This window comes from Echinicola sp. 20G (assembly GCF_015533855.1).
In the GTDB taxonomy this organism is placed as follows: domain Bacteria; phylum Bacteroidota; class Bacteroidia; order Cytophagales; family Cyclobacteriaceae; genus Echinicola.
This window is the reverse complement of sequence record NZ_AP024154.1, coordinates 5,260,301-5,285,771: the sequence shown is the minus strand read 5'-3', so window position 1 is coordinate 5,285,771 and position 25,471 is coordinate 5,260,301. Positions and strand designations below refer to the sequence as shown.

Annotated in this window: 18 protein-coding genes; 11 read left to right on the top strand and 7 right to left on the bottom strand. The window is 38.2% G+C overall.

Features of this window, described 5'->3' with window-relative positions; genetic code table 11:
• Nucleotides 1–7 precede the first annotated feature (7 nt).
• The 3 genes from JL001_RS21225 (at nucleotide 8) to JL001_RS21215 (ending at nucleotide 1,834) form a co-directional block, all read left to right on the top strand.
• A complete protein-coding gene (locus tag JL001_RS21225) occupies nucleotides 8–751 on the top strand; it encodes a copper homeostasis protein CutC (protein WP_200979722.1) in 744 nt (247 codons plus the stop codon).
• Between the two features lie 25 nt (nucleotides 752–776).
• Complete coding sequence (locus tag JL001_RS21220; protein ID WP_200979721.1) at nucleotides 777–1,241, top strand: hypothetical protein; 465 nt, start codon at nucleotides 777–779, stop codon at nucleotides 1,239–1,241.
• Nucleotides 1,242–1,372: 131 nt separating this feature from the next.
• Nucleotides 1,373–1,834: a CBS domain-containing protein gene (locus JL001_RS21215; RefSeq protein WP_200979719.1), complete on the top strand. Its 462-nt coding sequence runs from the start codon at nucleotides 1,373–1,375 to the stop codon at nucleotides 1,832–1,834.
• A 39-nt stretch (nucleotides 1,835–1,873) separates the two neighbouring features.
• Here JL001_RS21215 and JL001_RS21210 read toward each other — a convergent pair whose 3' ends face one another.
• On the bottom strand, nucleotides 1,874–2,641 hold the full coding sequence (locus tag JL001_RS21210; protein ID WP_200979717.1) for a YdcF family protein: 768 nt from the start codon (nucleotides 2,639–2,641) through the stop codon (nucleotides 1,874–1,876).
• Nucleotides 2,642–2,858: 217 nt separating this feature from the next.
• Here JL001_RS21210 and JL001_RS21205 point away from each other — a divergent pair, with 217 nt between their 5' ends.
• Nucleotides 2,859–6,017: a UvrD-helicase domain-containing protein gene (locus tag JL001_RS21205; protein WP_370567404.1), complete on the top strand. Its 3,159-nt coding sequence runs from the start codon at nucleotides 2,859–2,861 to the stop codon at nucleotides 6,015–6,017.
• A gap of 1 nt (nucleotide 6,018) precedes the next feature.
• Nucleotides 6,019–8,880, top strand: coding sequence for a PD-(D/E)XK nuclease family protein (locus JL001_RS21200; protein ID WP_200979713.1), 2,862 nt, complete (start codon nucleotides 6,019–6,021; stop codon nucleotides 8,878–8,880).
• A gap of 46 nt (nucleotides 8,881–8,926) precedes the next feature.
• Here the strand turns inward: JL001_RS21200 and JL001_RS21195 are convergent, their stop codons facing one another.
• Complete coding sequence (locus JL001_RS21195; protein ID WP_200979712.1) at nucleotides 8,927–9,379, bottom strand: YciI family protein; 453 nt, start codon at nucleotides 9,377–9,379, stop codon at nucleotides 8,927–8,929.
• A 713-nt stretch (nucleotides 9,380–10,092) separates the two neighbouring features.
• Here JL001_RS21195 and JL001_RS21190 point away from each other — a divergent pair.
• The 4 genes from JL001_RS21190 to JL001_RS21175 all read left to right on the top strand — a co-directional run bounded on the left by JL001_RS21190 (nucleotide 10,093) and on the right by JL001_RS21175 (nucleotide 13,883).
• A complete protein-coding gene (locus tag JL001_RS21190; RefSeq protein ID WP_200979710.1) occupies nucleotides 10,093–11,271 on the top strand; it encodes a response regulator in 1,179 nt (392 codons plus the stop codon).
• Between the two features lie 69 nt (nucleotides 11,272–11,340).
• Nucleotides 11,341–12,138, top strand: a complete 798-nt coding sequence (locus tag JL001_RS21185; RefSeq protein ID WP_200979708.1) for an ABC transporter permease — start codon at nucleotides 11,341–11,343, stop codon at nucleotides 12,136–12,138.
• A 3-nt stretch (nucleotides 12,139–12,141) separates the two neighbouring features.
• Nucleotides 12,142–12,891, top strand: a complete 750-nt coding sequence (locus tag JL001_RS21180) for an ABC transporter ATP-binding protein (RefSeq protein WP_200979705.1) — start codon at nucleotides 12,142–12,144, stop codon at nucleotides 12,889–12,891.
• Nucleotides 12,891–13,883, top strand: a complete 993-nt coding sequence (locus JL001_RS21175) for an MlaD family protein (protein WP_200979703.1) — start codon at nucleotides 12,891–12,893, stop codon at nucleotides 13,881–13,883. The genes JL001_RS21180 and JL001_RS21175 overlap by 1 nt, the downstream gene beginning before the upstream one ends.
• A 136-nt stretch (nucleotides 13,884–14,019) precedes the next feature.
• Here the strand turns inward: JL001_RS21175 and JL001_RS21170 are convergent, their stop codons facing one another.
• The gene (locus JL001_RS21170; protein WP_236252931.1) at nucleotides 14,020–15,015 is read right to left on the bottom strand and encodes an endonuclease/exonuclease/phosphatase family protein; all 996 of its coding nucleotides are present in this window, start codon (nucleotides 15,013–15,015) and stop codon (nucleotides 14,020–14,022) included.
• Between the two features lie 208 nt (nucleotides 15,016–15,223).
• Here JL001_RS21170 and acnA point away from each other — a divergent pair, with 208 nt between their 5' ends.
• A complete protein-coding gene (acnA, locus tag JL001_RS21165; RefSeq protein WP_200979699.1) occupies nucleotides 15,224–18,001 on the top strand; it encodes an aconitate hydratase AcnA in 2,778 nt (925 codons plus the stop codon).
• Nucleotides 18,002–18,110: 109 nt separating this feature from the next.
• Here acnA and JL001_RS21160 read toward each other — a convergent pair whose 3' ends face one another.
• Complete coding sequence (locus tag JL001_RS21160) at nucleotides 18,111–20,972, bottom strand: TIM-barrel domain-containing protein (RefSeq protein ID WP_200979697.1); 2,862 nt, start codon at nucleotides 20,970–20,972, stop codon at nucleotides 18,111–18,113.
• 213 nt (nucleotides 20,973–21,185) lie between these two features.
• On the bottom strand, nucleotides 21,186–21,917 hold the full coding sequence (locus JL001_RS21155; RefSeq protein ID WP_200979695.1) for an energy transducer TonB: 732 nt from the start codon (nucleotides 21,915–21,917) through the stop codon (nucleotides 21,186–21,188).
• A gap of 268 nt (nucleotides 21,918–22,185) precedes the next feature.
• On the opposite strand from JL001_RS21155, the gene pgi reads away from it, so the two are divergent.
• Nucleotides 22,186–23,829 (top strand): glucose-6-phosphate isomerase, encoded by a 1,644-nt coding sequence (pgi, locus tag JL001_RS21150; RefSeq protein WP_200979693.1) that lies wholly within the window; start codon nucleotides 22,186–22,188, stop codon nucleotides 23,827–23,829.
• Nucleotides 23,830–23,932: 103 nt separating this feature from the next.
• On the opposite strand, the gene JL001_RS21145 is transcribed toward pgi, so the two are convergent.
• Together JL001_RS21145 and JL001_RS21140 are read right to left on the bottom strand one after the other, a co-directional pair.
• Nucleotides 23,933–24,208: a hypothetical protein gene (locus JL001_RS21145; protein ID WP_200979690.1), complete on the bottom strand. Its 276-nt coding sequence runs from the start codon at nucleotides 24,206–24,208 to the stop codon at nucleotides 23,933–23,935.
• A gap of 167 nt (nucleotides 24,209–24,375) precedes the next feature.
• Nucleotides 24,376–25,440: a beta/gamma crystallin-related protein gene (locus tag JL001_RS21140; protein ID WP_200979688.1), complete on the bottom strand. Its 1,065-nt coding sequence runs from the start codon at nucleotides 25,438–25,440 to the stop codon at nucleotides 24,376–24,378.
• Nucleotides 25,441–25,471 lie beyond the last annotated feature (31 nt).

Genomic DNA, 25,471 nt, shown 5'->3' with positions numbered 1-25,471 from the left:
ATTAGTTATGTCATCAATTATTTTAGAAGCACCGGTATTTACAGTTGAAGCGGCCATTAAAGCTTCAGAGTATGGTATCAATAGGCTAGAGTTGTGTTCGGATTTTCTAGAAGGGGGAGAAACACCTACAGTTGGTACACTGAAGTACCTAAAGGGTAAGGTTAAAGTTCCGATATTTGTGATGATCCGGCCTAGAGGTGGAGACTTTGTATATACCAATGATGAGCTCCAAGTGATGAAAGAGGATATTTCAATCCTCAAAGAACACGGTGCTGATGGATTTGTTTTTGGTGTGCTGACTCCAAAGGGTGAGGTGAATATCGGTGCATGTGAGCAGTTGATTGAAGCAGCGGAAGGCCTGCCTTGTACATTCCACAGGGCTTTTGATGCCTCCAGAAACTTGGAGAAATCCTTGGAGGCTGTGATTGAATGTGGTTTTAGAAGAATATTGACTTCTGGAGGGAAAAATACAGTTACTGAGGGATTTGAGATGATCAAAAAGCTATTGGATAAAGCGGGCAATAGGATCATTATTATGCCAGGTGGAGGTATGAAGCCAGAGCTTGTTGAAGGTTTGGCCGAAACAGGAAACCTTAAAGAAGTTCATGCCAGCTGTAAGGTTTGGAGGAAATCAGCCAGCGAATATTGGAACCCTAATTTGGAATTGAGTGCTGTTCCTGAAAATCAGGATAAAGTTTTATCAGTCAGTAAAGAAGAAGTGGAAAAGTTTTTGCGGGTGACAGGGAAATAATTTTTGAACTCTAATAGCTTACCTTATGAAAAATTACCTGATTTGTCTTGGGATATTTTTGGTAATGTTTGGATGCGGTAATTCAAAGCAAAATCAGCAAGACCTTGAATCTGGAGTCGAAGTTGCAAATTCAGGGCCTTCAAAGCAATGTTATGCTTATCTCCATGAAGGTGATACTGTAAGGCTTGAGGTGGAGAGAATTGAGAAGGAAAAGGTAAAAGGGAAGTTGCTTTATAAGCTTTTTGAAAAAGATGAAAATAAGGGAACATTTTCTGGAGTCTTGAAAGGAGATACATTATTAGCAGATTACAACTTTACTTCTGAGGGTAAAGAGTCGGTTAGAGAGGTGGCCTTTCTTTTTAAAGATAATTTGGTGTCAGAAGGGTATGGACCGTTACGAGAAGATAGTGGTAAGATGATTTTTGCTTCTAAGGATTCTTTGGTTTTTGGAAAGGGTATCGTTTTGCTAAAGGCGAAATGTACTGACTAGTGATAAGTTAGGTGTAGTTTTATTTTTGTGTTAAATTATATTGATTTTATCCATTTTGTCTTGTTAATGTTTTGAGTATGCTTTTTTAATTTCTATATTATATAAAGTATATATTTAAACCCGAGATAATTATGGTAAAGAGTTTCCAAGGAGTTCGGTTGGCAGAACCGAAAAAGGCTCCAGAACAAGCAGTTTTGGTGCAGGATCACATGAGTACAAGTTTGGTGACATTTCACCCGGATGATACGATTGACTATGTGGCACAAGTATTGACCCAGAAAAAAATTTCTGGTGCTCCAGTACTGGATGATGCCAATAATCTAGTAGGTATTATTTCAGAAGTGGATTGTTTAAAAGAGGTCATCAAAGGTAAGTACAACAACACACCTAGGATAGCCGGTAGGGTGAGGGAGTATATGACAAGAGATGTAATTACCATGGAGCCTGACGTCACTATATTTGATGCAGCCCACCGTTTTTTAGAGTTGAAGATTAGGCGTTTTCCAGTTATGAGAGCTGGAAGGCTTCTTGGTCAAATCAGTTTAAGCGATATTATCAAAGCTCTTCCTGGACTGAAATCCACCACTTGGTAGTTTGCTCAATAGTAAACTACCCCATCCTCTACTTCTTTCTTATACATACCCTACTATTTTGTAGACAACCAAGCCAATCCATTCTTTGAATAGCTTGGTCCATATAATAAGTCCATCAGGAGTGGGGATAACTAAATTCTGAAAATCAAATTTAACATCTGAAGAGTAGTAATCTACTGGGAAAGTATCAGTACTTAAGCCTACTTTGTCAAAGCAGGCTTTGGCTCTTTTCATATGGAAAGCAGAGGTAATTAGTAAATACTTTGATTTTGTTTTCATTGATTTTGATTGGAGTTTTTCCAAGGTAAAAAGTGCATTTTGTCTGGTATTTACAGCCTTGTCCTCTATGATGATATCATGCCTAGCAACGCCTGCAATGACCATGAAGTTGGCTAGTAATTTTGCCTCTGTATTTGAATTAGCAGGATTCAGACCTTGCCCGCCTGTAATCAGGATTTTTTTGATTTTGCCCATTTGATAGAGTTGTATGGCATGGGTAGCCCTATCGGCTCCTTTATTAAAGAATGTTCGGTCATAGGCAGTTTTATCCAAGTTGGTGACTCCTGTCAATACAATACCCAAGTCATATGCAGGTAAATCTGCAATTGACTTGAATTCAGGTTCCCAGGCATTCATAGTAGCATTGGAAATGAACTTGTTGGTAAAAAATAGCAAAAGCAAAATTCCAGTTAGTGTCAAGCGGTTTCCCAACTTTCTTTTTCTTAAAATAAATCCAAGTGAAATAAGCACCAAGACAATCGTTAAAGGCATCGCTAGAAAAGTGAGGAACTGGGGGTAAAAGAACATGTAAAATCGATTTTGATGAATGTATTTGGGCTGTGAAAATAGTCATTATTTTAAATTTACCTGGTTGTGAGGCCAAAAAGTGACAGTCTTTGTCTTTCATTTTTTTAATAGTAAAAAATCCCATTGTTTTGTCTAAATTGTTTGAATGGCCATGGAACCGAAACCTTTTATTATTTACAAATCGTCTGCTGGGTCAGGCAAGACCTATACTCTAACCTTGGAATATCTCAAGTTGGCGCTTGCTTATCCAACAGCCTTTAGGAGAATTCTCGCAGTAACCTTTACGAATAAGGCCACCCAAGAGATGAAGAGTAGGATATTGGAAGAGCTGGCTAGGATCAAAGAGGTGGTAAGGCCAGATGAATTTCTGGATCAGGAGTTGATGAAATACCTCGGCTTGAAAGGGGAAGAACTGAAGGTCCGAGCTAAACTAGTCTTAACGGCGATTCTGCATGATTATGCTAATTTTTCAGTAACCACAATTGATAGTTTTTTTCAAAAAGTGGTTCGAGCTTTTGCGAGGGAAATAGATTTGCAGGCGAAATTTGACGTGGCCTTGGATCAGGAAGCAGTATTGGATCAGGTGGTGGACCGTGTGGTGCAGCATGTATTGGAAGATCCATATTTGCATAAATGGTTGGTAGATTTTGCTTTGACCCAGATTCAAAATGGTAAGTCTTGGGATATTCGAAGTAATATCAAAAGTCTTGGAAGTGAAATTTTTACCGAAAACTTCAAGCAGTACCAACAATTTATACGTGAGTTTTTGTCAGATGAAGAGCACGTAGAGGCATTTAAATCCTATTTAAAAGGAAAACAGAAAGAACTTGAATCAGAAGTATTGAGTTTGAAAAAAAGGGCAAATGAGATTCGGGAAAAACAGGGATTAAACTGGACAGATTTCAAAGGTGGCGCAAGAGGTATCGGAGTAGTATTTGACAAATTGGGTAATAAAGATGAGTTAATTCCAGAACTGTCACCTGCAAGAAAAAAGGCCATCAATGACGAAAACGAATGGTTTACCAAAACCAGTAAATTGAAAGAGCAAATCATTTCAGCCTATCATGATGGACTGGGAGAGGCCTTAGGTCAATTTGAGCCTTTACGGAGGGAATGGCTGACCTATAAAGCCATTGGCAAGAACTTTTATGCTTATGGGGTTTTTAGAAACCTGCTGGATGAACTCAGGGAGCTCAAAGATGAGGAAAACTTGTTAATGATATCTGATGCGAATGATTTCTTGAAGGAAATCACCAAAGAAAATGATGCTCCATTTATCTATGAAAAAGTTGGTAATCAATACAAACACTTTTTGATTGATGAGTTTCAGGATACTTCCGGCTTTCAATGGGAGAGTTTTAAGCCATTATTGGAGAACTCTTTGGCCACCAATAACAAAAACTTATTGGTAGGAGATGTTAAGCAGTCTATTTATCGGTGGAGAGGGGGAGATATGAAGTTATTATTGGAGCAGGTAGAAGAGGATATAGGAAAGCAGAAAATTGATGTGAAGAATTTAGACACCAATTATAGAAGCCTGCCAAATATCATTGATTTTAACAATGCCCTATTCAATGCGCTTCCACTTCAGCTTCAAAACAGTTTTGAGCAAGAAACAGGTCTAGAAAGTTCGGATATTTTGACCAAGGCCTACCAGGATGTCAGTCAAAAAGTATCTTCTAAAAAGCAAGACAGTAGCTATCGAGGTCGGGTAAGGATGGAATTCTTCGAGGATGGCAGTGAGGAGGATTTGGCGTTTAATGAAAAGGTTCTTGAAAGAATTCCCGAGATGGTGATGGAATTACAAGATCATGGCTATGCACCTAAGGATATTGCTTTTTTGGTTAGGACCAAACACCAAGGAGCAATGATCAATGATGCTTTGATGGCATATAAAAACGAACATCCGGATTTGGGATACAACTTAGATGTGGTTTCTGACGAATCTATGTTTTTGGATCGAGCGGCTACTGTGAGGGCTATTGTTGCAGGTTTGCAATACCTTTCAGACCCAAATGACCAAGTGCCATTTCAAACGATGTGGTTTTACTGGAGCAGTCTTCACGGTAGAGAAATATCTCATGAAGTCTTTTCCTCTGATTCCAAACCAGATTGGTTGGATACAAAGATCACAAGCTTTTTGGAGAAACAACCGTATCTAACGCAACTGCCGTTAATGGAGCTTGTGGAGGAATTAGTGGTGTTGCTGGATTTTTATACTTTACAACTAGAACTGGCCTATATATCTGGGTTTAAGGAAGCTGTTTATGATTATGTTTCCAACAATAGGGCAGATTTGGCTGGTTTTCTCAATTGGTGGGAGGAAAACAGCCTTAAAAGAACGGTAAAAATTCCCGAAGGTCATGATGCAATGAAAATCATGACTATCCATAAATCCAAGGGATTGCAGTTCAAGGTGGTTTTGATCCCTTTTTTAAGTTGGAAAATTATAGATTTTAAAAAGGATAACATCATTTGGTCCCCGTTTCGTGATGCTGAAAAAGGTGTTGAGGCTATTATTCCATTAAGTTTGGGAAAAGAACTGGCGGATTCAGTTTTTCAGCCTGTTCATCAGGAAGAAATTACGATGGCCTATCTGGATACTTTGAATATGGTCTATGTTGCCCTGACGAGGGCAGAAGAATTTCTTTGGGCACTAAGTCCATACAAAATCACCAAAAGTAAATCGGCTTCCTTGAATCCAGTGGAGAAAAATATTTATGATATTTTAGAAAATGGCCTTTTAAAGTCTGATGTCGAGGATTTAAGTCAATATTATGACCAAGAGTCAAAAGTTTTTGATTGGGGTAATTGGCCTGTCAAGCCTTCCATTGCTGTTCATGAGAAGCCTTCCGAATCTCAATTTTCTTGGACATATAGAAATTGGGGGGATTTACTCCAAGTTAAGAAATATGCTGTCGATTTTAGTAAAGAAGGTTTGGCCCAAAGACAGAAGAGGAATTTTGGTGTTTTGATTCATGAATTGTTGGAACGATCATCTACTCAACAGCAGGCAGAAGATTATTTACAGACTTTCTATTTTGAGGGTCGCTTGGATGCAGATGAAAAAGCAGTGGTCAAACAGCAATTGGACAAATTATTTGCCAATGCCATGTTCAATTCTTGGTTTGAGGGGGAAGGAATCATGCTTTCAGAACAGGGTATCTTACTTCCGGGAGGTAGACAAAAAAGACCGGATAGAGTGATTATTAGAGGAAATGAGGCAATTGTTGTGGATTTTAAGACAGGAGAGGAACAAGAGAAGTACATACAGCAAGTGAGAGAGTATATGGCTTTGGTGGCTAGTTTAGGTAGTTATTTGGTGAAAGGATATCTATGTTATTTGGAAACAGGCAAAATTATAGAAGTAAATTGAGATGAATGGATTTTTAAGAGAGACAGCGGCTGACTTGCTGGATCGTTACGGAGACCTAAGAGGGTTAACGGTAATTTTGCCAAATAGACGTGCTGGGTTGTTTTTTGTGCAGCATTTGGGGCAATTGATTGATAAAGCTCAGTGGATGCCGGCTGTGAAGACCATAGAAGATCTTTTCTTTGAGCTTTCAGGTCAGCGTCCCACAGATCAGCTTACTTTGATATTTGAACTTTATAAAGTTTATCAAGAACTTCAGCCTGATCCGGAGCCATTTGATCGGTTTTACTATTGGGGTGAGATGATCTTGAAAGATTTTAACGATGTAGATCAGTTTCTTGTAAACCCCAATAAGATTTATCAACTGCTCTCTGAAATAAAAGAGATAGAATCCGATCTTAGCTTTTTGACTGATGGTCAAATTGAATTGATCAAACAGTTTTGGAAAGCTTTTGAGAATGAGGGTAGAGGCCATCAGGACAAGTTTTTAAGGTTTTGGCAACTGCTATTGCCGCTATATGAACGATTTAACAAAGAGTTGGATGTACTGGGGATGGCATATTCGGGTAAACTCTACAGGAAAGTGGCAGAGCGACTTGACGAATTGGAGAAACCCAACCAGCGTTATGTTTTTGTCGGCTTTAATGCTTTTACAGGAACTGAAGAGCAGTTAATCAAGCGCTTTATCAGTGAGTTTGAGGCTGAAATTTATTGGGACTTGGATGCTTATTATACACAAAATAAGCAACAGGAAGCAGGTTTGTTTTTTAGGGATTACCGTAAGGATAAGGTGTTTGGACCTACTTTTCCAAAAGAACTACCACAATATATCCAGGCTAAGCCTCCTAAGATAAAAGTATATGTCACTCCATTAAAGGTCAATCAGGCCAACTTGATAGGCAAGGTATTGGATGAGATGCCTTCGAATGAAGCACTGGAAGAAACAGTGGTTATCCTACCAGACGAACAATTGTTATTTCCTGTAATGCACCAACTGCCAGAGCAAATAGATAAGGTAAATGTTACAATGGGTTACCCTGTAAGAAATGCACCTGTTTATGCGTTTTTGGAGGCAGTTTTGGAGTTACAAAGGTATGTAAAGTCAGATGATGGAAAGGTTTCATTTTATCATCAAGCTATTAAGGAACTGCTTTCTTCTTCTTACCTTAAGGCAGGAAAGGAGGAGTTCTCAGCATCTCTTCTGGCCAATATCCAAGAGCAAAACCAAGTCTATATTCCTGCTAGCAAACTAGCTGAAGGAGGTTCGCTATTTGAATTGATCTTTAAAAAACTAGCTTCGAAGGACATCTTTCCTTATCTCGAGCAGTTAATGATGGCATTGGTTGAAAGGTTGGGAGATGACAAACTGCAGAGAAGCTATTTGTATCAATGTCACAAACAACTGGTGAGGTTAAAGGAAATTTTCCATTCCCAAGGACATGTAAAAATCAGCTTGGAATTCTTTATTAGGCTTTTTCGACAAATTTTTAGAGAGGTTCGCTTACCTTTTGAAGGAGAGCCTTTGGCTGGTCTTCAGGTAATGGGCGTTTTGGAGTCAAGAAATCTGGATTTCAAAAGAGTGATCATCGCCAATATGAATGAGGGAAGTTTTCCTCCATCTGGAGCAATGAATTCCCTGATTCCTTTCAATGTTAGAAAGGCCTTTGGATTACCCGTTCAGGAGCAAAATGATGCGATTTATGCTTATACTTTTTATCGACTGCTTCATAGGGCACAAGAAGTTCATTTGATCTATTCTACCTCATCAGATCAAGGGAAAGTAGGTGAAAAGAGTCGTTATATACAGCAGTTGATGGCAGAGTTGGATAAGTGGATAGAGGAGGAGGTGGTGTTTGTACCTGTTGATGTAAAACCAGCAGAGCCAATTACTATCCAAAAAACGCCCGAAATAAGTTATTTGCTTTCTAAATATGTTCTTCAGGAGGACGGTACATCCGTGACTGCGTTTTCTCCATCTGCTTTGAGTGTTTGGTTGGATTGCCGACTGAAGTTTTATTTTCAGTATCTGGCCAATATCCGCGAGAAGGACAAAGTAGAGGAGGAAATCAGTGCAGCCGTATTTGGGAACTTGGCACATTACAGCTTAGAATACCTTTACAAGGGATTTATCCAGCGGAAACGACGGAATGTGATCATTAAGGATGATTTCAAAGATTTGGAAAACTACGTATCTCCTTCTATTGAAAAAGCCATTAGGGATTTTTATCATTTAGAGGAAGATGCAGATACGAGCTTGAGTGGTCAACTGGCCATAGTAAGAGATGTTTTGCAAAAGTACATCTTTGAGCTGTTGGAATTGGATAAATCAAGCGCTCCTATTGAGTTGATTTCACTGGAAAAGGATATGATATATCGCTCAGCAGTGCCTATTGAGGTTAATGGAGATCATTATGCGGTAGCTTTGAGAGGAATTATTGACCGGGTTGATAAACAAAATGGAGTGGTCAGGCTGATTGATTATAAGTCGGGAAAGGATATAAAGAGCTTCCCATCTATAAGCTCTTTATTTGATCGGGAAGACTCAAAGAGGAACAAGGCCGCTATGCAAACCTTGATCTATGGTTTGTTGTATCAAGCCAAGTTTCCAGAAAATAAACAGGCCTTAAAGCCTGCAATTTTCAATCTACGTGAAATATTCAACGAGGATTTCAATCCTTATTTGCAGATCAAAGAAGGTAGGTCGAAAGGAGAGGAGCTGGAAAATTACCTGGATCATAAAGAAGAGTTTGAGGAAAACTTGAAAAAGCTATTGGGAGAGATATTCGATCAGACAGTTCCATTTGATCAAACAGATGACCTCGAAAAGTGTAAATACTGTCCATATAAAGAAATCTGTGGTAGGTGATTTTATCAACAAAAAGGCTGTCCACGGACAGCCTTTTTGTTGATGTTTAAAAATCTACTTTTTGTATTTTTTCATGAATTTCTGGGATTGCCATAACAGCAGCAGAACCATACCATTCTTTGAGATCCATGATCAAAACTCCAGCTTTAATGGCAGGATCTTCGACGGTTAGTTGCTGAGCTTCCTCAATACTTTCTACATCAAAAACGAAGATTCCTCTGAGTTCACCATCACCAAAAAAGGGACCAGCTAATACCAACTTTTCTTTTTCTACCATCTTGCCAATATGGTTCATATGTCCTTGTTGAATTTCGGCTCTTTCTTCTTCAGAATAGTTCGCAACATCAGGTCCTCTTTTAAGAAAAGCAATGACATATTTTTTCATGCCATAGTCATCGGCCTTATATTTTTTAGCCAATTCTGGATCGTATTTTTCTTGAGAAAACACATGAAATGAAATCAAGAAAAGCAGGAAGAAAATAGGGAGAATTTTATTCATTTTATAAGTGGTTTTGGATGGGAAAATATGCAAGTTCTCTTAATCATTTTTTAAGGAAGATTTCACCAACATCATAGCGAATTTTAATTGTTATACTGCGGGAAAATGATAGTTTTTTAAGGCTTCAAAAGCATAGAGAATTACTGCTTTTTGGTGATGTATAATTTACTCATTAAGGTAATAAATGAGAAGTGTTTTATCATTTATTTGAATGGAAAGAATCCTTAGTTGACATGGTTTGATTCGTAATATCGTTTCAAAAAACAGCTACTTATTTAAGTTTTTTCAAGGGAATAAATCGTAAAATAGGAAAGAACATGCTTGTGGTTTTATAGAATATACAAGTCAATATAATACTAAAAATGGTGTGAAGAAGAAGTCATGATGGAGCAGGTTTTTAAAGGGAATGAAGTAAAGGAATAATTTGATTTTGCTTATTTAAGAAGTGGGAAAGGTAAATTATTCAATTTTTAGCCTTCTATTTTTCTTAATAGGGAGTAGGTTAATTTTATTAAATACATTACTATATTTCACTTTATATAATATTATTTAAGTGATTGATATATAATTTTTTATGCCTTTTTTAGTTTGACCTAATTTAGTTTTATCTAAATAATTTAGTTTAAACTTAATCAAAATTGTTTGTCCTAATTGAGCTTTAGAACGTGTTTGTTAAGATATTTTTTTAACTTGTGTATTTAGCTACATTCTAAATGAAATCAAGTTTAAAAATTACTTTAGTCTACATTGTAATAGGAAGCTGTTGGGTAGTCTTTTCTTCCTTATATTTGGAGCAACTTCAATCATGGTTAAATATTGGAAACTCTACTGGACTAGAAATTTTCAAAGCAGTCTTGTTTGTGTTTCTTTCCGGACTTTTGATTTATGTCTTAATGGACAAATCGATGAAAACGGATAAGCTAGTTTGGAGCAGTTATTCTGCAGTATTTGAGAATATCCCGATGTGTATGTGGATTGTAGATGAAGAAGGGAAAAAAATAACTTCTTCCAATAAAATGGCTGAAGAGTATTTTGCTAATAAATTGAATGATGGCACTGAGCCGATTTTGGCTGATTTTTTTTCAATGGAAGACGCTGATGTTGCGATCGTTTTTTCTGGCCAAAATCACGAGGTTCGAAACCTGAAAATAAAGGATAAAAACGGAGATTTAAGGATGGTGGATTTGTTCACAGTTCCTTTTAAAAGAGGAGGTGAAAAAATGGTGATGGTAGCTGCAGTTGACAATACTAAATTGCACCAAAATCTAATGGATAAGGTCAATCTTAATAATAATCTAAAAAAACAGAATAATCAGCTAAGAATGTTTTCTCAAATGAACTCACACAATATCAGAAGGCCTCTTTCTAATATTTTGGGAATTATTCATTTGTTTGAATCGGGTTTGAAAGCAAAGGAAGAAGTTATTGAAATGCTAAAAAAATCATCGGAAGATTTAGATGATGAAGTAAAGAAGATGAATGAGGTATTAAGCGAAGAAAATTTATCTATGGAAATGTTTACTGGGAGTTTCTCCAAGAGTGCAAAGTCGATATTAATTGTTGATGATGATAAAGTACAACACTTGATCAACAAAAGAGTTTTATTGGGAGAAAACCCAAATCTTAAATTGTATTTTTTTCAGAATCCTTTGAATGCACTGAGTTGGTTGGGCGATCATTCTGTAGACCTGCTTTTGTTGGATATTAACATGCCTGAAATGAAGGGTTGGGAATTTTTAGATAAGATGATTGAATTGGGTTTGAACTTAGAAGTTAAGATGCTATCATCCTCAATAGATCCTCGTGATGAAGAGAGGAGTAAACAATATGACATGGTAAGTGGTTTTTTGGTAAAGCCATTAAAAAAAGAGGCCTTGGCAGATATTTTGTAGTGGAATAATCTCTTTTAAATAAGTCTTATCGGGCTAAAATTATTAGTTTCGCACTTTCATCTAAATTTTATGGCTGACAAATCAACTAACAAAGAGCATTTTCTAAGCCCCAAGATAGATAAAATGATGCTAGGTCTTGCAGACGCTTTTTCGTTTGTGAGGCGCTTCTTTAAGGAGGTGTGGTTTCCACCCTATGAGTTTAAGGAAGTTATCAGGCAATGTTATCAAATCGGATATAATTCATTGCCATTGATTTCTTTGACGGGCTTTATCGTAGGTATTGTTTTTACTAACCAGTCAAGACCTTCTCTCTCGGAATTTGGGGCTACTTCTTGGTTACCAGCATTGATTTCCATTGCCATTGTGAGGGCAATGGGCCCCTTGGTGACTGCACTGATTGCTGCTGGTAAGGTGGGATCCAGTATAGGGGCAGAAATAGGATCTATGAAAGTGACAGAACAGATTGATGCCATGGAGGTGTCAGCCACCAATCCTTTTAAGTTTTTAGTGGTGACACGAGTATTGGCAACGACCTTTATGATTCCTATTTTGGTGATGTATACGGATTTTGTGGCACTGATGGGAGCATTCCTTTCTGTCAGTAGCAATGAAAGCGTGAGTTTCTCCACCTATTTTGTACAGGTATTTGAGGCCATATCTTTTTTGGATATATTTTCTTCCATATTAAAGTCATTGGTATTCGGTTTTACCATTGGCATAGTTGGATGCTATAAAGGTTATCATTCTTCTAAAGGAACAGAAGGGGTAGGCAAAGCAGCCAATGCTTCCGTGGTCTTGGCGATGTTTTTGATCTTCATTGAAGAGTTGTTGGCCTTACAGATTGTTAACTTCATTAGATTGTCCTAAGCTATGAGAGAAAAGGTAGTAGAAGTAAGAGGGTTAATGAAGTCTTTTGGGGACCTTGATGTGCTCATGGGCGTTGATCTGGATTTGTACAAAGGTGAGAATGTTGTAGTATTAGGTAAATCTGGGACTGGCAAATCGGTTTTGATCAAGATCATGGTTGGTCTTTTGACGCAGGACGAAGGCAAGATGCAGGTTCTGGGTAGAGAGGTATCTAAGTTATCTTCAAAGGAATTAAACGATTTAAGATTAAAGATTGGGTTTTCTTTTCAAGCCAGTGCGTTGTACGATAGTATGACTGTAAGAGAGAACTTGGAATTTCCCCTAGTAAGAAATGTTAAAGGGCTTACCAAAGGAGAGAAGAATAAGATGGTGGAAGAAGTGTTAGACGCCGTTGGACTCTCCCAAACCATCAACCAAATGCCATCAGAGTTGTCAGGTGGACAAAGAAAAAGAATCGGTATTGCCAGGACCCTGATCTTAAAGCCAGAGATTATGCTTTATGATGAACCAACAGCCGGCTTGGACCCAATTACCTGTAGTGATATCAATAACCTGATCAATGAAGTACGGGAAAACTACAATACTTCATCAATCATCATTACCCATGACTTGACCTGTGCCAGAGACACTGGCGATAGGGTGGCGGTACTTCTGGATGGAGTTTTTGGTTCAGAAGGCAAGTTTGAGGATGTTTTTGGAAATCCATCCGATCAAAGAGTGAAATCATTTTATGACTATAATTTCATTAAATAATGAGAAATGATAATAAGAAATCAGTAGTTGTCGGGATCTTCGTACTGATAGGGATCATTATTGCAGTATCTGGAATTTTGACTTTAGGTGCTCAACAGAAAATTTTTGTAAAGAGTGTAAAACTGAAGGCGGTTTTTGACGATGTGGAAGGTCTGCAGCCAGGAAATAATGTATGGTTTTCTGGGGTGAAAATAGGAACCGTAACTTCCATTAAGTTTTATGGAGATTCCCAAGTGGAAATCGAAATGAATGTGGATGCCGATACGAAGGAATTCATTAGAAAAGACTCTAAGGCAACCATTAGCTCAGATGGTTTGATCGGTAACAAAATCATTGTGATTTACGGAGGAACCACCCAAGCACCTGCAATTGAGGATGGGGATAGGTTACAGGCTGTGATGCCGTTGGATACGGATAACATGATGGAGACCTTACAAGAGAATAATCAAAATTTGGTTTCTATTACCAATGACCTAAAGGTGCTGACAGGTAAAATCGCCAATGGGGAAGGTATTGTTGGTGCAGTATTGACAGATAGTCTGTTGGCTGAAAATTTCAAGAAAATCATGACTAACTTGGAGCAAACCGCCAGCAACAGCAGCCGAATGACTGCCGACTTGAAAAATTTCTCATCAGGGCTGAATAAAGAAGGTACTTTACTTTATGAACTATCTACAGATACAACTGTATTCAATAGCTTGAGAAAAACAGCAAATGAGTTTGAAAAGACCAGTGAAGAGGCTTCAGCGGCAGCTGCCAATTTCAAAGATGCCAGTGGGAAGCTCACCACAACTGACAATGCAATCGGCATGCTTTTGAATGATGAGGAATTTGCTGAATTCATTAAGAGCTCTCTTGAAAATACCGAAACCACGACCGAGTTGCTAAATGAAAACTTGGAAGCATTGAAATATGCTTGGATCATGAGAAAGGCGCATAAAAGAAAAGAAAAAGCAGAAGCCAAAGCAGCCGAAGAGGCGGCTAAGGAATAGCATTATTTGTGCAAATACAGAAACAAAAAGGCGTCAAAAGACGCCTTTTTATTTTTCAATTCAACTGATGAAGATAGAATAGTTTTACAATTAGTAGTCTATATTTGTCAGTTTAAGTTTAAAATTGGCTGTTTAATTAAAATTCAATGCCGCTGATAATTTTCTCCTTTGCCTCTATTTTCTCTTCCTGATCAGCTTTTAACTCTTCATTTTCCACTGTTTCGTCCAATACCAGTTCGATGCTAATCGGAAAGTGGTCAGAACCAATACCAGGTTGTACTTTTAGCTTTTTCACCTTGAAATGATTACTGACGAAAATATGGTCTAGAGGCCATCTAAGCATAGGGTATTTTGCATGGAAAGTATTGTACATACCCCTCCCTCTTCTAGGGTCACCCATTCCGCTAATTTTTAGAAAGAGTTCCGTCGTATAACTCCACGCAACATCATTGAGATCTCCCATTATGATACATGGTTTTCCGTAGGCTTTTGCCTTTTCACCTACCAAAAGGATTTCTGCATCGCGCTCAGTGCTGTGGGTATTTTCTCCAGGCACAGGAGGTGTAGGGTGAATGCCGTAAATCCTAACGACTTGATCACCTAGATCCAAATCTGTAAAAATGGAAGGAATATCTTCATCAATCAAGTAATTGATAGAGGTATTCATTAATGGTATTTTGGAATAAAACAGCATGCCGTATGTATTGTCCAGAGGTAACTCAACATGGTACTCATAATCTTTCTTAAGTTTAGCCACTTCATCAGCCCAAGCTTGATCTGTTTCAACCAGCATAAAAACATCTGGTGAAATTTTTTCGATTAAGTCCAAGCATTTAGCATAGTCCCTGTTGTATTGATAGACATTTCCGGTGAGAAGGGACAAAGTGGTTTTATCCTTCTTATAGGCAGATTTTACCATTTTGGTACTGAAGGGAGAATAGGGGATGATTTGCTTTAAAAGGTAAAAAAAGAGTAATATAAGTATCGTTAGGATGGCAAAATCTACTTTTCGTAATTCATTGTAATCTTCAAAAAACCAAAGAATTATCAATGTCGATATCAATATTAGCTTTTGGAAGCGTGGATAATCAAAAACCCTAAAGGTCCAATAGTCTTTTTTTACTAATGGCATGAGAGTTGCTCCAATAATTAATATTGAAAAAACATATAAAGCTACTTTCATTTATTTGATGAATTCAGGTGGTTCTTTGATGAATTTTGGAAGAATTTCCGCTTGTTAAAGTAATGACAATTAATTTAAAAAACACCTTTCAAGGAATCAATCTGTTTTTAAGGTAGTTATTAATATGCAAGTCTTTTTAACCAATAACATCAAACATATGTCACTCGATCCGTACAACATCAAAAAACAACTTGAGTCAGCAAAGGGAACCTTGAATTATTGGAGTTTGGAAGCATTGGAGGACCAAGGTCATGAGGTCAAAAAACTTCCATTTTCAGTGAGAATTCTGCTGGAAAATGCCCTCAGAAACTACGATGATTTTGCGATTACCAAGGAACATACAGAAACACTTTTAAACTGGAAACCTGAGCGGTCGGACAAGGATATTCCTTACAAACCGGCACGAGTGCTGATGCAGGACTTTACAGGTGTACCGGCTGTTGTCGATATTGCTTCCTTGAGGGCTGAGGCTGTCAGAAAAGGGAAAGACCCACAGAAAATTAACCCACTTATTCCTGTAGATTTGGTGGTGGACCATTCTGTTCAAGTAGATTATTTTGGTACAAATTATTCCTACAAGAAGAATGTGGATGTCGAGTACGAGCGAAATGGAGAACGCTATGAGTTTTTAAAGTGGGCCCAAAAATCATTTGATAATTTCTCGGTGGTCCCGCCAGGCATGGGGATTTGTCACCAAGTAAACTTGGAATATTTGGCACAAGGTGTAATAGAACGCGATGGAAATGTTTTTCCAGATACTTTGGTAGGAACAGACTCACATACCCCAATGGTCAATGGAATAGGTGTTGTAGGTTGGGGAGTAGGAGGTATTGAAGCTGAGGCGGCGCTTTTGGGCCAACCCATCTATTTTATCATGCCTGAAGTGGTGGGGTTAAAGTTGACTGGGAAATTGCCTCTAGGGACGACCGCAACAGACATGGTATTAACCATTACCGAATTGCTTAGAAAACATGGAGTGGTAGGTAAGTTTGTAGAGGTATTTGGGCCTGGATTGGATAACCTGACTGTGCCGGATAGGGCAACCATTTCAAATATGTCGCCTGAATTTGGCTGTACGGTAACCTATTTTCCAATTGATGACCGCACCTTGGATTATATGGAAAAGACCAACCGCCCCAAAGACCAGATCAAATTGGTGGAGGATTATGCCAAAGCCAATATGCTATGGAGAAAGGATGAGGAATTGATCAATTATAGCAGTTTGGTTGAACTTGATTTAAGTACCGTGGAGCCAACTGTTTCTGGTCCTAAGCGTCCTCAGGATAAGATTTTGGTTAGAAACTTCAAAGAAAAATTTGGAGACTTACTTCAGGAGGTCCATGGAAGAGAATACATTCCAATTGACAAAAGAGATAAAAGTAGGTGGTTCAGTGAGGGAGGTGGCCAGCCAGTGGATGAGCCTGGTGATTTACCAGATGATGTTGAAATAGCCACCAAGACCAAAAAGGGGCTAAAAACGGTAGAAGTAAAAATCAATAATGAAGAGTTTGCATTATCGGATGGAAGCATTGTCATAGCAGCGATTACCTCCTGTACCAATACTTCCAATCCAAGTGTGATGATCGGTGCTGGCCTGGTAGCTCAAAAAGCCCGTGAGAGAGGATTGGATGTGAAACCATGGGTCAAGACTTCTTTGGCTCCAGGGTCAAAGGTTGTAACAGATTATTTGGAAGCTTCAGGCCTTTTAGATGATTTGGAGGCCCTACGCTTCCATGTGGTTGGTTATGGTTGTACATCTTGTATCGGGAATTCAGGACCATTGCCAAAGCACATAGCACATGCCGTTGAGGAGAATGACTTGGTGGTTGCTTCGGTATTATCAGGAAATAGGAATTTTGAAGCTAGGGTGCACCCACAGGTAAAAATGAATTATTTGATGTCTCCCATGCTGGTAGTAGCCTATGCCTTGGCAGGAAGGGTAGATGTGGACCTCAATAACGAACCATTGGGTTATGACCCGAATTTAGAGCCTGTTTATTTGAAAGATATTTGGCCAAGTAATGATGAGATTTTTGAAGTGATGGGCAAAGTGCTTAGCCCAGGCGATTTTGAAAAGAATTACGGAGAAATCTTTGAAGGAAATGAACAGTGGAAAAGCCTAGAAGCACCAAGTGATCAAGTATACAAATGGTCAGATAAATCGACATACATTAAGGAAGCTCCATTTTTCAAGGGGATTTCCAGTGAAGTGCCAATTCCTCAAAATATTGTGAATGGTCATGTGTTGCTAAAGTTGGGAGATTCCATTACTACAGACCACATTTCTCCAGCAGGTGCTTTTGCGGAATCCTCTCCAGCAGGTCAGTATTTAGTGGGAAGAGGAGTGGAGAAGAAAAATTTTAATTCATATGGTTCTAGGCGTGGTAATGATGAGGTGATGGTCAGAGGAACGTTTGCCAATGTTCGGATAAAAAATCAATTGGCAACCCGCGAAGGAGGTTACACAACCCACATTCCTTCGGGAGAAGAAATGACCATTTTTGAAGCTGCAGAAAAATATATAGCAACAGATACGCCATTGGTGGTGTTGGCAGGAAAGGAATATGGCAGTGGCTCCTCAAGGGATTGGGCTGCCAAAGGGACTAATCTTTTGGGAATTAAAGCCGTTATTGCTGAAAGTTATGAGCGTATTCACCGTTCTAACTTAGTTGGAATGGGTGTATTGCCTTTGCAATATCAAGACGGGCAGTCTGCTGCTAGCTTGGGTCTAGAAGGAAATGAAAAGATCAGTATAGTAGGGATAAGTGATGGATTGAGTCCATTGAAAAAACTGGAAGTGACAGCAGAGAAAGACGGAGATGCCAAAGTCAATTTTGAAGTAATTTGTCGATTGGATTCGGAAGTGGAAGTGGCTTACTATAAAAATGGAGGTATACTCCATTATGTATTAAGACAATTCCTAAAACAAGATTAAATAACAGTTTAACTTCTTACTATCCATAAAAAAAGGGCCTATTTCTCAGATAAGCCCTTTTTAATAAACATAAAACCCAAAATTAACTTTTATTTAAATAAATTGAATGTTATTCAATTTCAATAATCTTAGCTTCTCCATTATAGTCAACAATCACTCCTTCCATATGATCAAAACTTAAGGGAACAGGCTGGTCATGAGTGACTAGAACAATTTTGAACCTTCTTTGTTCAAGCATACCAGGAAAACTACCTTCCCTGTTACCAATTGTTAATGTCTTGTTTTGGTCATTGTATTGGATTGGGATGATAGTGTATTGTCCTTTTTCATAATTATAGTTAGTGTTTTCATCCTCATACAAATCAAATTCCCCATCCTTTCCGGCATATACCATCAAGGTGATTTCATCAGCAGGCTTTTCTCCAGTATATTGGATGGAAGGGCCAAATGGAATAATACTACCTTCCCTAACAAATAATGGAATCTTTTCATATGGCGCTGACACTGTTTTGATTTCACCACCAACATGATATTCGCCAGTAAGCAAGTCATACCAACCACTTTCTTTTGGAAAATATATTTGACGGCTATCTGCTTGATATTTGTAAACAGGATTTACCATGAGTGCCGGTCCAAACATAAATTGATCTTTAATTTCTAAGGTGGCAGGGTCATTATTAAAGTCCATGACCAAAGGCCTCATGATCGTATAATCCTCATGATATACTTTTCCAGCAAGTGAATAAATATAAGGCATCAATCTGTACCTCAGTTTATTATAAAAAACAATCGATTCGTAAGCAGGATGTCCTTCTGGGGCAATATTAAACACTTCTCGATAGGGGTATTGACCATGTGATCGATAGAGCGGTGTAAACGTCCCATATTGATACCAACGGGTATTAAGTTCTCGCCACTCTTCCAGATCATCTCCTTGCGGGTCAGGCCGGTCATATTTGTTTTCTACAAAGAATCCTCCGATATCCGTTGTCCAATAGGGAAGTCCAGAAAGTGAAAAATTTAGACCTGCCGGAATTTGCTGTTCCAATTCATCAAACCGGGAGGCAATGTCTCCACTCCAAGTAGCTGCACCATATCGTTGTATGCCGGGAAATGCAGACCTGGTAAGGATAAATACCCTTTTATCTGGGTTGGTGCTGCGTTGTCCTTCATAAATTCCCTTAGCATTTACCAAAGAGTAGCCATTGAAAAACTCAGTGGCTGACCCTTCGGCTGTGGGGTTCATTAATGTCTTTCGGTGTTTGATGGAAGCATTGGAAAGGATGTCAGGTTCTGTAGCGTCCAGCCACCAGGCATCTATTCCCTTGCTGTACAATTTATCATTGATTTGTTCCCAGAACATTTTTCTGGCATCCGGGTTAAAAGCATCATAAAATGTACTGATATACCCTTCTCCGATCCAATCACGTTGTCGGTTTTCTATATTTTGTTTATAAAGCCAACCATGCGCTTCAAATTGTTTATAGTGCTCAATGCCTTCATAAAACTTTGGCCAGACAGAAATCATTACATGGGTATGGTAATCCTTGTGAAGCATATCGATCATTTTATCAGGATCAGGAAACCTGGTGCTGTCAAAATCATGACTTCCCCAAGCTTTTTCTGGCCAATAAGACCAATCTTGAACGATGTTATCGAGTGGAATTTGCCTTTTACGATATTCGGCCACCGTGTTCAGTACTTCTTCTTGTGTTTTATACCTTTCCCGGCTTTGCCAGAAGCCAAATGCCCATTTAGGCATAATTTGAGCTTTTCCGGTCAATTGCCGATAGCCTGAGATAATGGCATCGATATCATTCCCCGCTATAAAATAATAATCCAGTTTTTTTCCTGCTTCTGATTTAAATGTAAAAGTATCATTGGTTTTTAGAGGAGAAGGTGGCAAATATTTAAGACTGATAAATGATTGGTTGGATTCAGGAATCCACTCTATTTTAAAGTCAACAGGTTCACCATTAAGTTCATGGCCAAAAACAACTGGACCTGGATTCCAACTTTCTCTCCATCTGTCCACCAACAGTTTTCCATCGAGCCATACTTTTAAGTATCCAGAGTAGGTCATATAGAATTGGTGTACACCTTTTTGATGCCCTTGAACTTTTCCTTTCCAGCTAACCACTCCATTAGCCATATCAAATGATTCTGGAATTTTATCCATATCATCTAGGAATTGGTAAGCAATATTACCTTCCTGTTCCACTAAACCCTTTTCTGGAGTATTGCGGTCATTGGCATAAATCGCAGTCAAAAATCCCTCTTTTCCAGACTGATCAAATAACCTCAACTCGGACAGGGGAACTGGCTCCCGGTCATCCCCGAATTTGGTAATTGAATAATTGTCCCAAAGAATTCCATAATTTTTGCTTGACACCATAAAAGGAACGGCAACTACAGAGTTGTACTGAGTAAGATCAACATGGTAACCTTTGTAATTGAACACACCAGTTTGCTGCTGACCAAGGCCATAAAAAACTTCCTTATCTGAGCTATCAAAACTTTGGGAAAAGGTATACATGTTTCCATCTGGAACTTCAGGATTAGGAGAAAATGATTTTCCGTGCTTGGCTTCCCGAAGGAGGGTTTTACCTGTGGAGTCTTTAAAAATTACTTCTCCAGTAGTTTTTGATACTGAGGTTTGGAGGTAAGTTGTATTGATAATCAAAGAATCTTCACTTTCCTTTAGCTCCCATTTTGGAGTTTGGGGAAGTTTGTTAGTGATCATAAGGCTTTCATCGGTTGCTATTTCAGAGCCTTTGGTAGCGGATACCCTGATGATTTTTTCACTAATGACTTCCATCCTTATGATTTGAGGCGCTGAATCATCATCTGATGGGGGAAGGGAGAGGATAACTCCTTTTTCCGTCTGATGATATAGGTTTTGCTCTGGAGTAGAGCATGCCCCTATAAGGACCAAATAGCAAATGGCCATCAACAACTTTTTGGTATTCATATTCAGGTCTATTGCTTTAATTTCAAAGACCTAAGTTATCAATTGCCCAAATCTAAAATGGGTTGAAATGTTTTCAAAGGATGGCTAAAATGTTAACAGCATCTAACTTTCTGTATTTTCAAATTAAAAGTTAAGTGTAAATGGATTGAAAGAAGTCTGAGATTCATTTTGAATTAGCTTGAACTTGTAAAATAAAAATATTCGAGATAAAATTTAACTCAACTTAAACCTAGTAGGAACGATGAAATAAGACTCAATAGGATTTCCTTCCAAGTCATAAGCTGGATAAAATTTCCCCTTGTACTTACTCCATATTCTAATAACTTCATTTTGAAGGTTTACAGAAACTTCTTCTGGGTTGGCTATTACTATTTTGCTAAGTTTACCTTCTTTGGATATATGTAGTGCTGCTTTGACCGTACCCATTTCTCTATGGTATCTGGCATTGGCGGGATATCTAAGGTTGTCTTGAACGTGTTTCATAGCTTGTTTACTATCTTCAAAACTACATTCTTCAAGGATTCTGTTTAATTCTGTGATTGCGTCTCCTTCGAGTTTTTGTCCTGTGATAATGGTTCCTTTGATGAAATATTTCCGAACTATTTCATTGTTTTCATAATAGTGTATTTCATTTACCTTATTGATTCTATCGGTATGGACTGTTTTTGATTTCTGACCAAGACTATCATATTCAGTCCTGATGGTAAGGTAATTTCCTTTCTCGGGATCTTTTAGGTTGATTACCATGGCAGTTATTTTAAGATCATGATTAAAATAATGGTCGATCGATTTTTCATTATCTTCAAAAAAATGTTTTCTGTATTTCTCAGGATGGAATTTTATGGTATCTGTGATTTCTTCACCGTATTGGTTTAGCGGAATTAGGTGTTGCCCAAACGATGCATTGCTCAAAAAAAGAAGGATGCCAATTATTAGATGTTTCATGAAGTTTTTTAAAAAAGGTTCATTGTGTATAAAAGGTATCGATCACTGAAAAAAAACAATGAAAATGTACCTAAATTTAGCATAATGTTAATGTAAACAAATATTGATTAATTTTATGGGGTAAATATAAATCTTATTTTTGCTCAGCAAACCTTGATAAAGGTAGATTTTAGTAAAGCCTATTTTGAGGAAGTATCATTAAACTTTTATTGTGATTTCTTTCTGAACGGGTTCCAAATGACGACCAATTAATATAATCCATAAACACATGAAAAACATTGATCCAACCCAAACAACAGCTTGGAAAAAATTAAAGGCTCTCTCTGAGGAGAAAAAGGAGCAGACTATCCAGTCACTTTTTACAGACGGTACACGATTTGACAAATACTCCCTTCGTTTTGAAGATATTTTGGTAGACTATTCCAAAAATAGAATAGATGAAGATGTTTTAAAGGTTCTTTTTGAGTTAGCGGAAGAGACTGGTTTGAAAGCTGCTATAGAAGCCATGTTCACCGGTGGTCATATCAACCAAACTGAAGACAGAGCAGTTTTGCACACTGCTCTGAGAAATAGAAGTAATTCGCCAGTAGAAGTAGACGGCAAGGATGTCATGCCGGATGTTAATGCGGTTTTGACACAAATGAAGGGCTTTGCGGATCAGATCAATGCAGGTGAATGGAAAGGCTATACGGGCAAACCGATCAAATCTTTGGTCAATATTGGTATTGGAGGGAGTGACCTAGGACCAGTGATGGTGACTGAGGCATTGAAGCCTTATCAAAATGAAGCATTAGAGATTTACTTTGTTTCCAATGTAGACGGGACTCATATCGCTGAAACTTTGAAAAAGGTAGATCCGGAGACCACTTTGTTTTTTATTGCTTCCAAGACTTTTACCACGCAAGAGACCATGACCAATGCGCATTCAGCGAGATCATGGTTCTTGGAGGCAGCAAAAGACGAATCAGCTATTGCCAAACATTTTGTTGCCTTGTCCACCAATGCTGAGGCTGTGGCTGCTTTTGGAATAGATACCAAAAACATGTTTGCTTTTTGGGACTGGGTAGGGGGAAGGTATTCTCTTTGGTCAGCTATTGGATTGCCTATTGCCTGTGCTATCGGCTTCGATAACTTTGAAAAGTTATTGGAGGGAGCACATGCCATGGACAATCACTTTAAGGGAACTGAATTTAAGTCAAACATCCCGATGATATTGGCTTTGATCGGTATTTGGAATACCAACTTCCTAGGGGCATCTTCCGAGGCTATCCTTCCTTATGACCAATATTTACACCGATTTGCTGCATATTTCCAACAAGGAAATATGGAAAGTAATGGTAAATACGTTTCCAGAAATGGTGAAAAGGTGGATTACACTACTGGTCCAATCATTTGGGGAGAGCCAGGTACCAACGGTCAGCATGCTTTTTATCAGTTGATCCATCAGGGCACTCATTTGATTCCTTGTGATTTTATTGCGCCTGCTATTTCTCATAATCCAGTTGGTGATCACCATGTGAAGTTATTGTCCAACTTCTTTGCTCAGACAGAAGCTTTGATGAATGGCAGGTCTTTGGAGGAGGTGAAATCAGAATTAAGCAAAGCTGGTAAATCAGCTGAAGAAATCACCAAGCTGGCTCCTCACAAAGTGTTTGAAGGAAATAGACCTACCAATTCCATTTTGGTGAAGAAAATTGACCCTTATACTTTGGGAAGCCTGGTAGCGATGTATGAGCATAAGATCTTTGTTCAAGGAGCTATCTGGAATATTTTCAGTTTTGACCAATGGGGAGTGGAATTGGGCAAGGTATTGGCCAAGAATATCCTTCCAGAATTGGAAGGTGATGAAAAAGTAAACACTCATGATGCTTCTACCAATGGCTTGATCAATACCTACAAAGCCATGAGGTAATTAGAGGTGAAGTTTGAACGTTATTCAAAGCCCGGCAAATTGTCGGGCTTTTTTACTTACAAAGGTTTGTATTGAATTAATCAATCAAGCAGAGAAAGAAAGTTTATCGTGATTTGATAAGCCTTTCTAGTAGCCAACTTCCCACCAAATAAGCCCCTAAATAACAGAAAAAGGAAAGAAAGAAAAGGGCATTCCAAATGCCATGACTTGGGTCTGTATTAAATTGCCACCCCATTAAATTAAAGTCAACTTTCATTCCCTGAATATTGCCAGTGAATGCTTTGAAGGCAAAAAAAGCGTAGAAAGCCATTAGCACACTCAGCAAAAATTGAAAAAGCTGAATTAAGGCCAAACTTATAGGTTTTATAATGTCCTTCATAATCAAAAAGTTAGTTGTTTTAAATCAATGTTCAAATCCAGTTATATTAAATATTAACTTCGATTTAATATATTGAAAATTCCACAATAGTAACGAGTCCTTTCCCAATATCATAAAATAAAAAGTCCAACTAAACTAGAGTTGGACTTTTTATGATTTTAAAGAACTTAAACTTCTTCTACTTCTATGACTTCCATTGGCCTTACAGATATTCTGGCTTCACCAACCTGGAAGTCATCCACCTCGATTGCTACATCTTGTTTAAATGTATTTTCAGTGCCTTTCAGCCTAAAAGTGTAAATGGCGTCTAAACGTACCTTTTTAGGTGTCATAAACAGTGTAGCCTCGCCAACAGACTTAGGAGGAATTTTAACCGCAACGGATTTACTGAAAGTACTGGTCTCACTGACGGTTTCCTCTTCACCAATGGTGAAGGTATTTTCTAAGGTAGTACTGATGCTGGTTTCCTGCTCTGCTGAGATGGGCCCTTTTTCTATTCCTACAGTGGTACTGGTGGTTACAGTGATTCCAATTAAGGTAGAATTACTCCAACTTCTAGTAGTAGATTTAGTGATTTCCCTCTCTAATGTCAAGGTATTGATTTGTTCAAAGTCACTATCGTTGATAGTGGAGTCTGAGAGTCCAATCGGATTGCCGTCTGGGAGTACCACTTCATTGATGTATTCAATATTGATCAATTCTAAATCAGGACGAAGGATTTGCACACTGGAAGCATTGTCTTGAAATCCAAAATGCACGAGGTTGCTGTATTCTCCAGGTCCAAACTCTTTGCTATTACCCCTTAATTGACTGTCCTTATAGAGTACTACTCTTGTGCCCTCAGGTACTTTCATAGAAGTAATGCTGTCATTTTTCAAAAAAGGAAAATTATAATCGGTACTTGCTCCCAACCCCGCAAGGTTTTGCTTAAAACCTCCAAAGTTAGCATGCTGATAAAAACTCACGAGAGGATACAGGTTAGGGTCATGTTCAAAGATTTCCATTGAACTAATTTGGTCATTCCAGTCTTCCACATAAGGGTAATTTCCTCCAAACAATACTAATCTTGGACCTCTAAAACCAGTATCTCTGTATAAATAAACAAAATAACCTTGTTCAACTTTAATTGAACTGATTTGGTCATTGCCAATGGGGATAGTGACGAATTGACCTGTGCCATAAGTAGCGGATGTACCTTTAAAATGTGCGTGTTTAAAAATGGAAACTGACATAATGATTGAAATTTAGGTTAGAAAATAAATG

What these genes read in the sequence shown, in the direction of transcription:
- JL001_RS21225 (WP_200979722.1), top strand. Translation starts at nt 8, where the DNA reads ATGTCATCAATTATTTTAGAAGCACCGGTATTTACAGTTGAAGCGGCC.
- JL001_RS21220 (WP_200979721.1), top strand. Translation starts at nt 777, where the DNA reads ATGAAAAATTACCTGATTTGTCTTGGGATATTTTTGGTAATGTTTGGA.
- JL001_RS21215 (WP_200979719.1), top strand. Translation starts at nt 1,373, where the DNA reads ATGGTAAAGAGTTTCCAAGGAGTTCGGTTGGCAGAACCGAAAAAGGCT.
- JL001_RS21210 (WP_200979717.1), bottom strand. Translation starts at nt 2,641, where the DNA reads ATGTTCTTTTACCCCCAGTTCCTCACTTTTCTAGCGATGCCTTTAACG.
- JL001_RS21200 (WP_200979713.1), top strand. Translation starts at nt 6,019, where the DNA reads ATGAATGGATTTTTAAGAGAGACAGCGGCTGACTTGCTGGATCGTTAC.
- JL001_RS21195 (WP_200979712.1), bottom strand. Translation starts at nt 9,379, where the DNA reads ATGAATAAAATTCTCCCTATTTTCTTCCTGCTTTTCTTGATTTCATTT.
- JL001_RS21190 (WP_200979710.1), top strand. Translation starts at nt 10,093, where the DNA reads ATGAAATCAAGTTTAAAAATTACTTTAGTCTACATTGTAATAGGAAGC.
- JL001_RS21185 (WP_200979708.1), top strand. Translation starts at nt 11,341, where the DNA reads ATGGCTGACAAATCAACTAACAAAGAGCATTTTCTAAGCCCCAAGATA.
- JL001_RS21180 (WP_200979705.1), top strand. Translation starts at nt 12,142, where the DNA reads ATGAGAGAAAAGGTAGTAGAAGTAAGAGGGTTAATGAAGTCTTTTGGG.
- JL001_RS21175 (WP_200979703.1), top strand. Translation starts at nt 12,891, where the DNA reads ATGAGAAATGATAATAAGAAATCAGTAGTTGTCGGGATCTTCGTACTG.
- JL001_RS21170 (WP_236252931.1), bottom strand. Translation starts at nt 15,015, where the DNA reads ATGCCATTAGTAAAAAAAGACTATTGGACCTTTAGGGTTTTTGATTAT.
- acnA (WP_200979699.1), top strand. Translation starts at nt 15,224, where the DNA reads ATGTCACTCGATCCGTACAACATCAAAAAACAACTTGAGTCAGCAAAG.
- JL001_RS21160 (WP_200979697.1), bottom strand. Translation starts at nt 20,972, where the DNA reads ATGAATACCAAAAAGTTGTTGATGGCCATTTGCTATTTGGTCCTTATA.
- JL001_RS21155 (WP_200979695.1), bottom strand. Translation starts at nt 21,917, where the DNA reads ATGAAACATCTAATAATTGGCATCCTTCTTTTTTTGAGCAATGCATCG.
- pgi (WP_200979693.1), top strand. Translation starts at nt 22,186, where the DNA reads ATGAAAAACATTGATCCAACCCAAACAACAGCTTGGAAAAAATTAAAG.
- JL001_RS21145 (WP_200979690.1), bottom strand. Translation starts at nt 24,208, where the DNA reads ATGAAGGACATTATAAAACCTATAAGTTTGGCCTTAATTCAGCTTTTT.
- JL001_RS21140 (WP_200979688.1), bottom strand. Translation starts at nt 25,440, where the DNA reads ATGTCAGTTTCCATTTTTAAACACGCACATTTTAAAGGTACATCCGCT.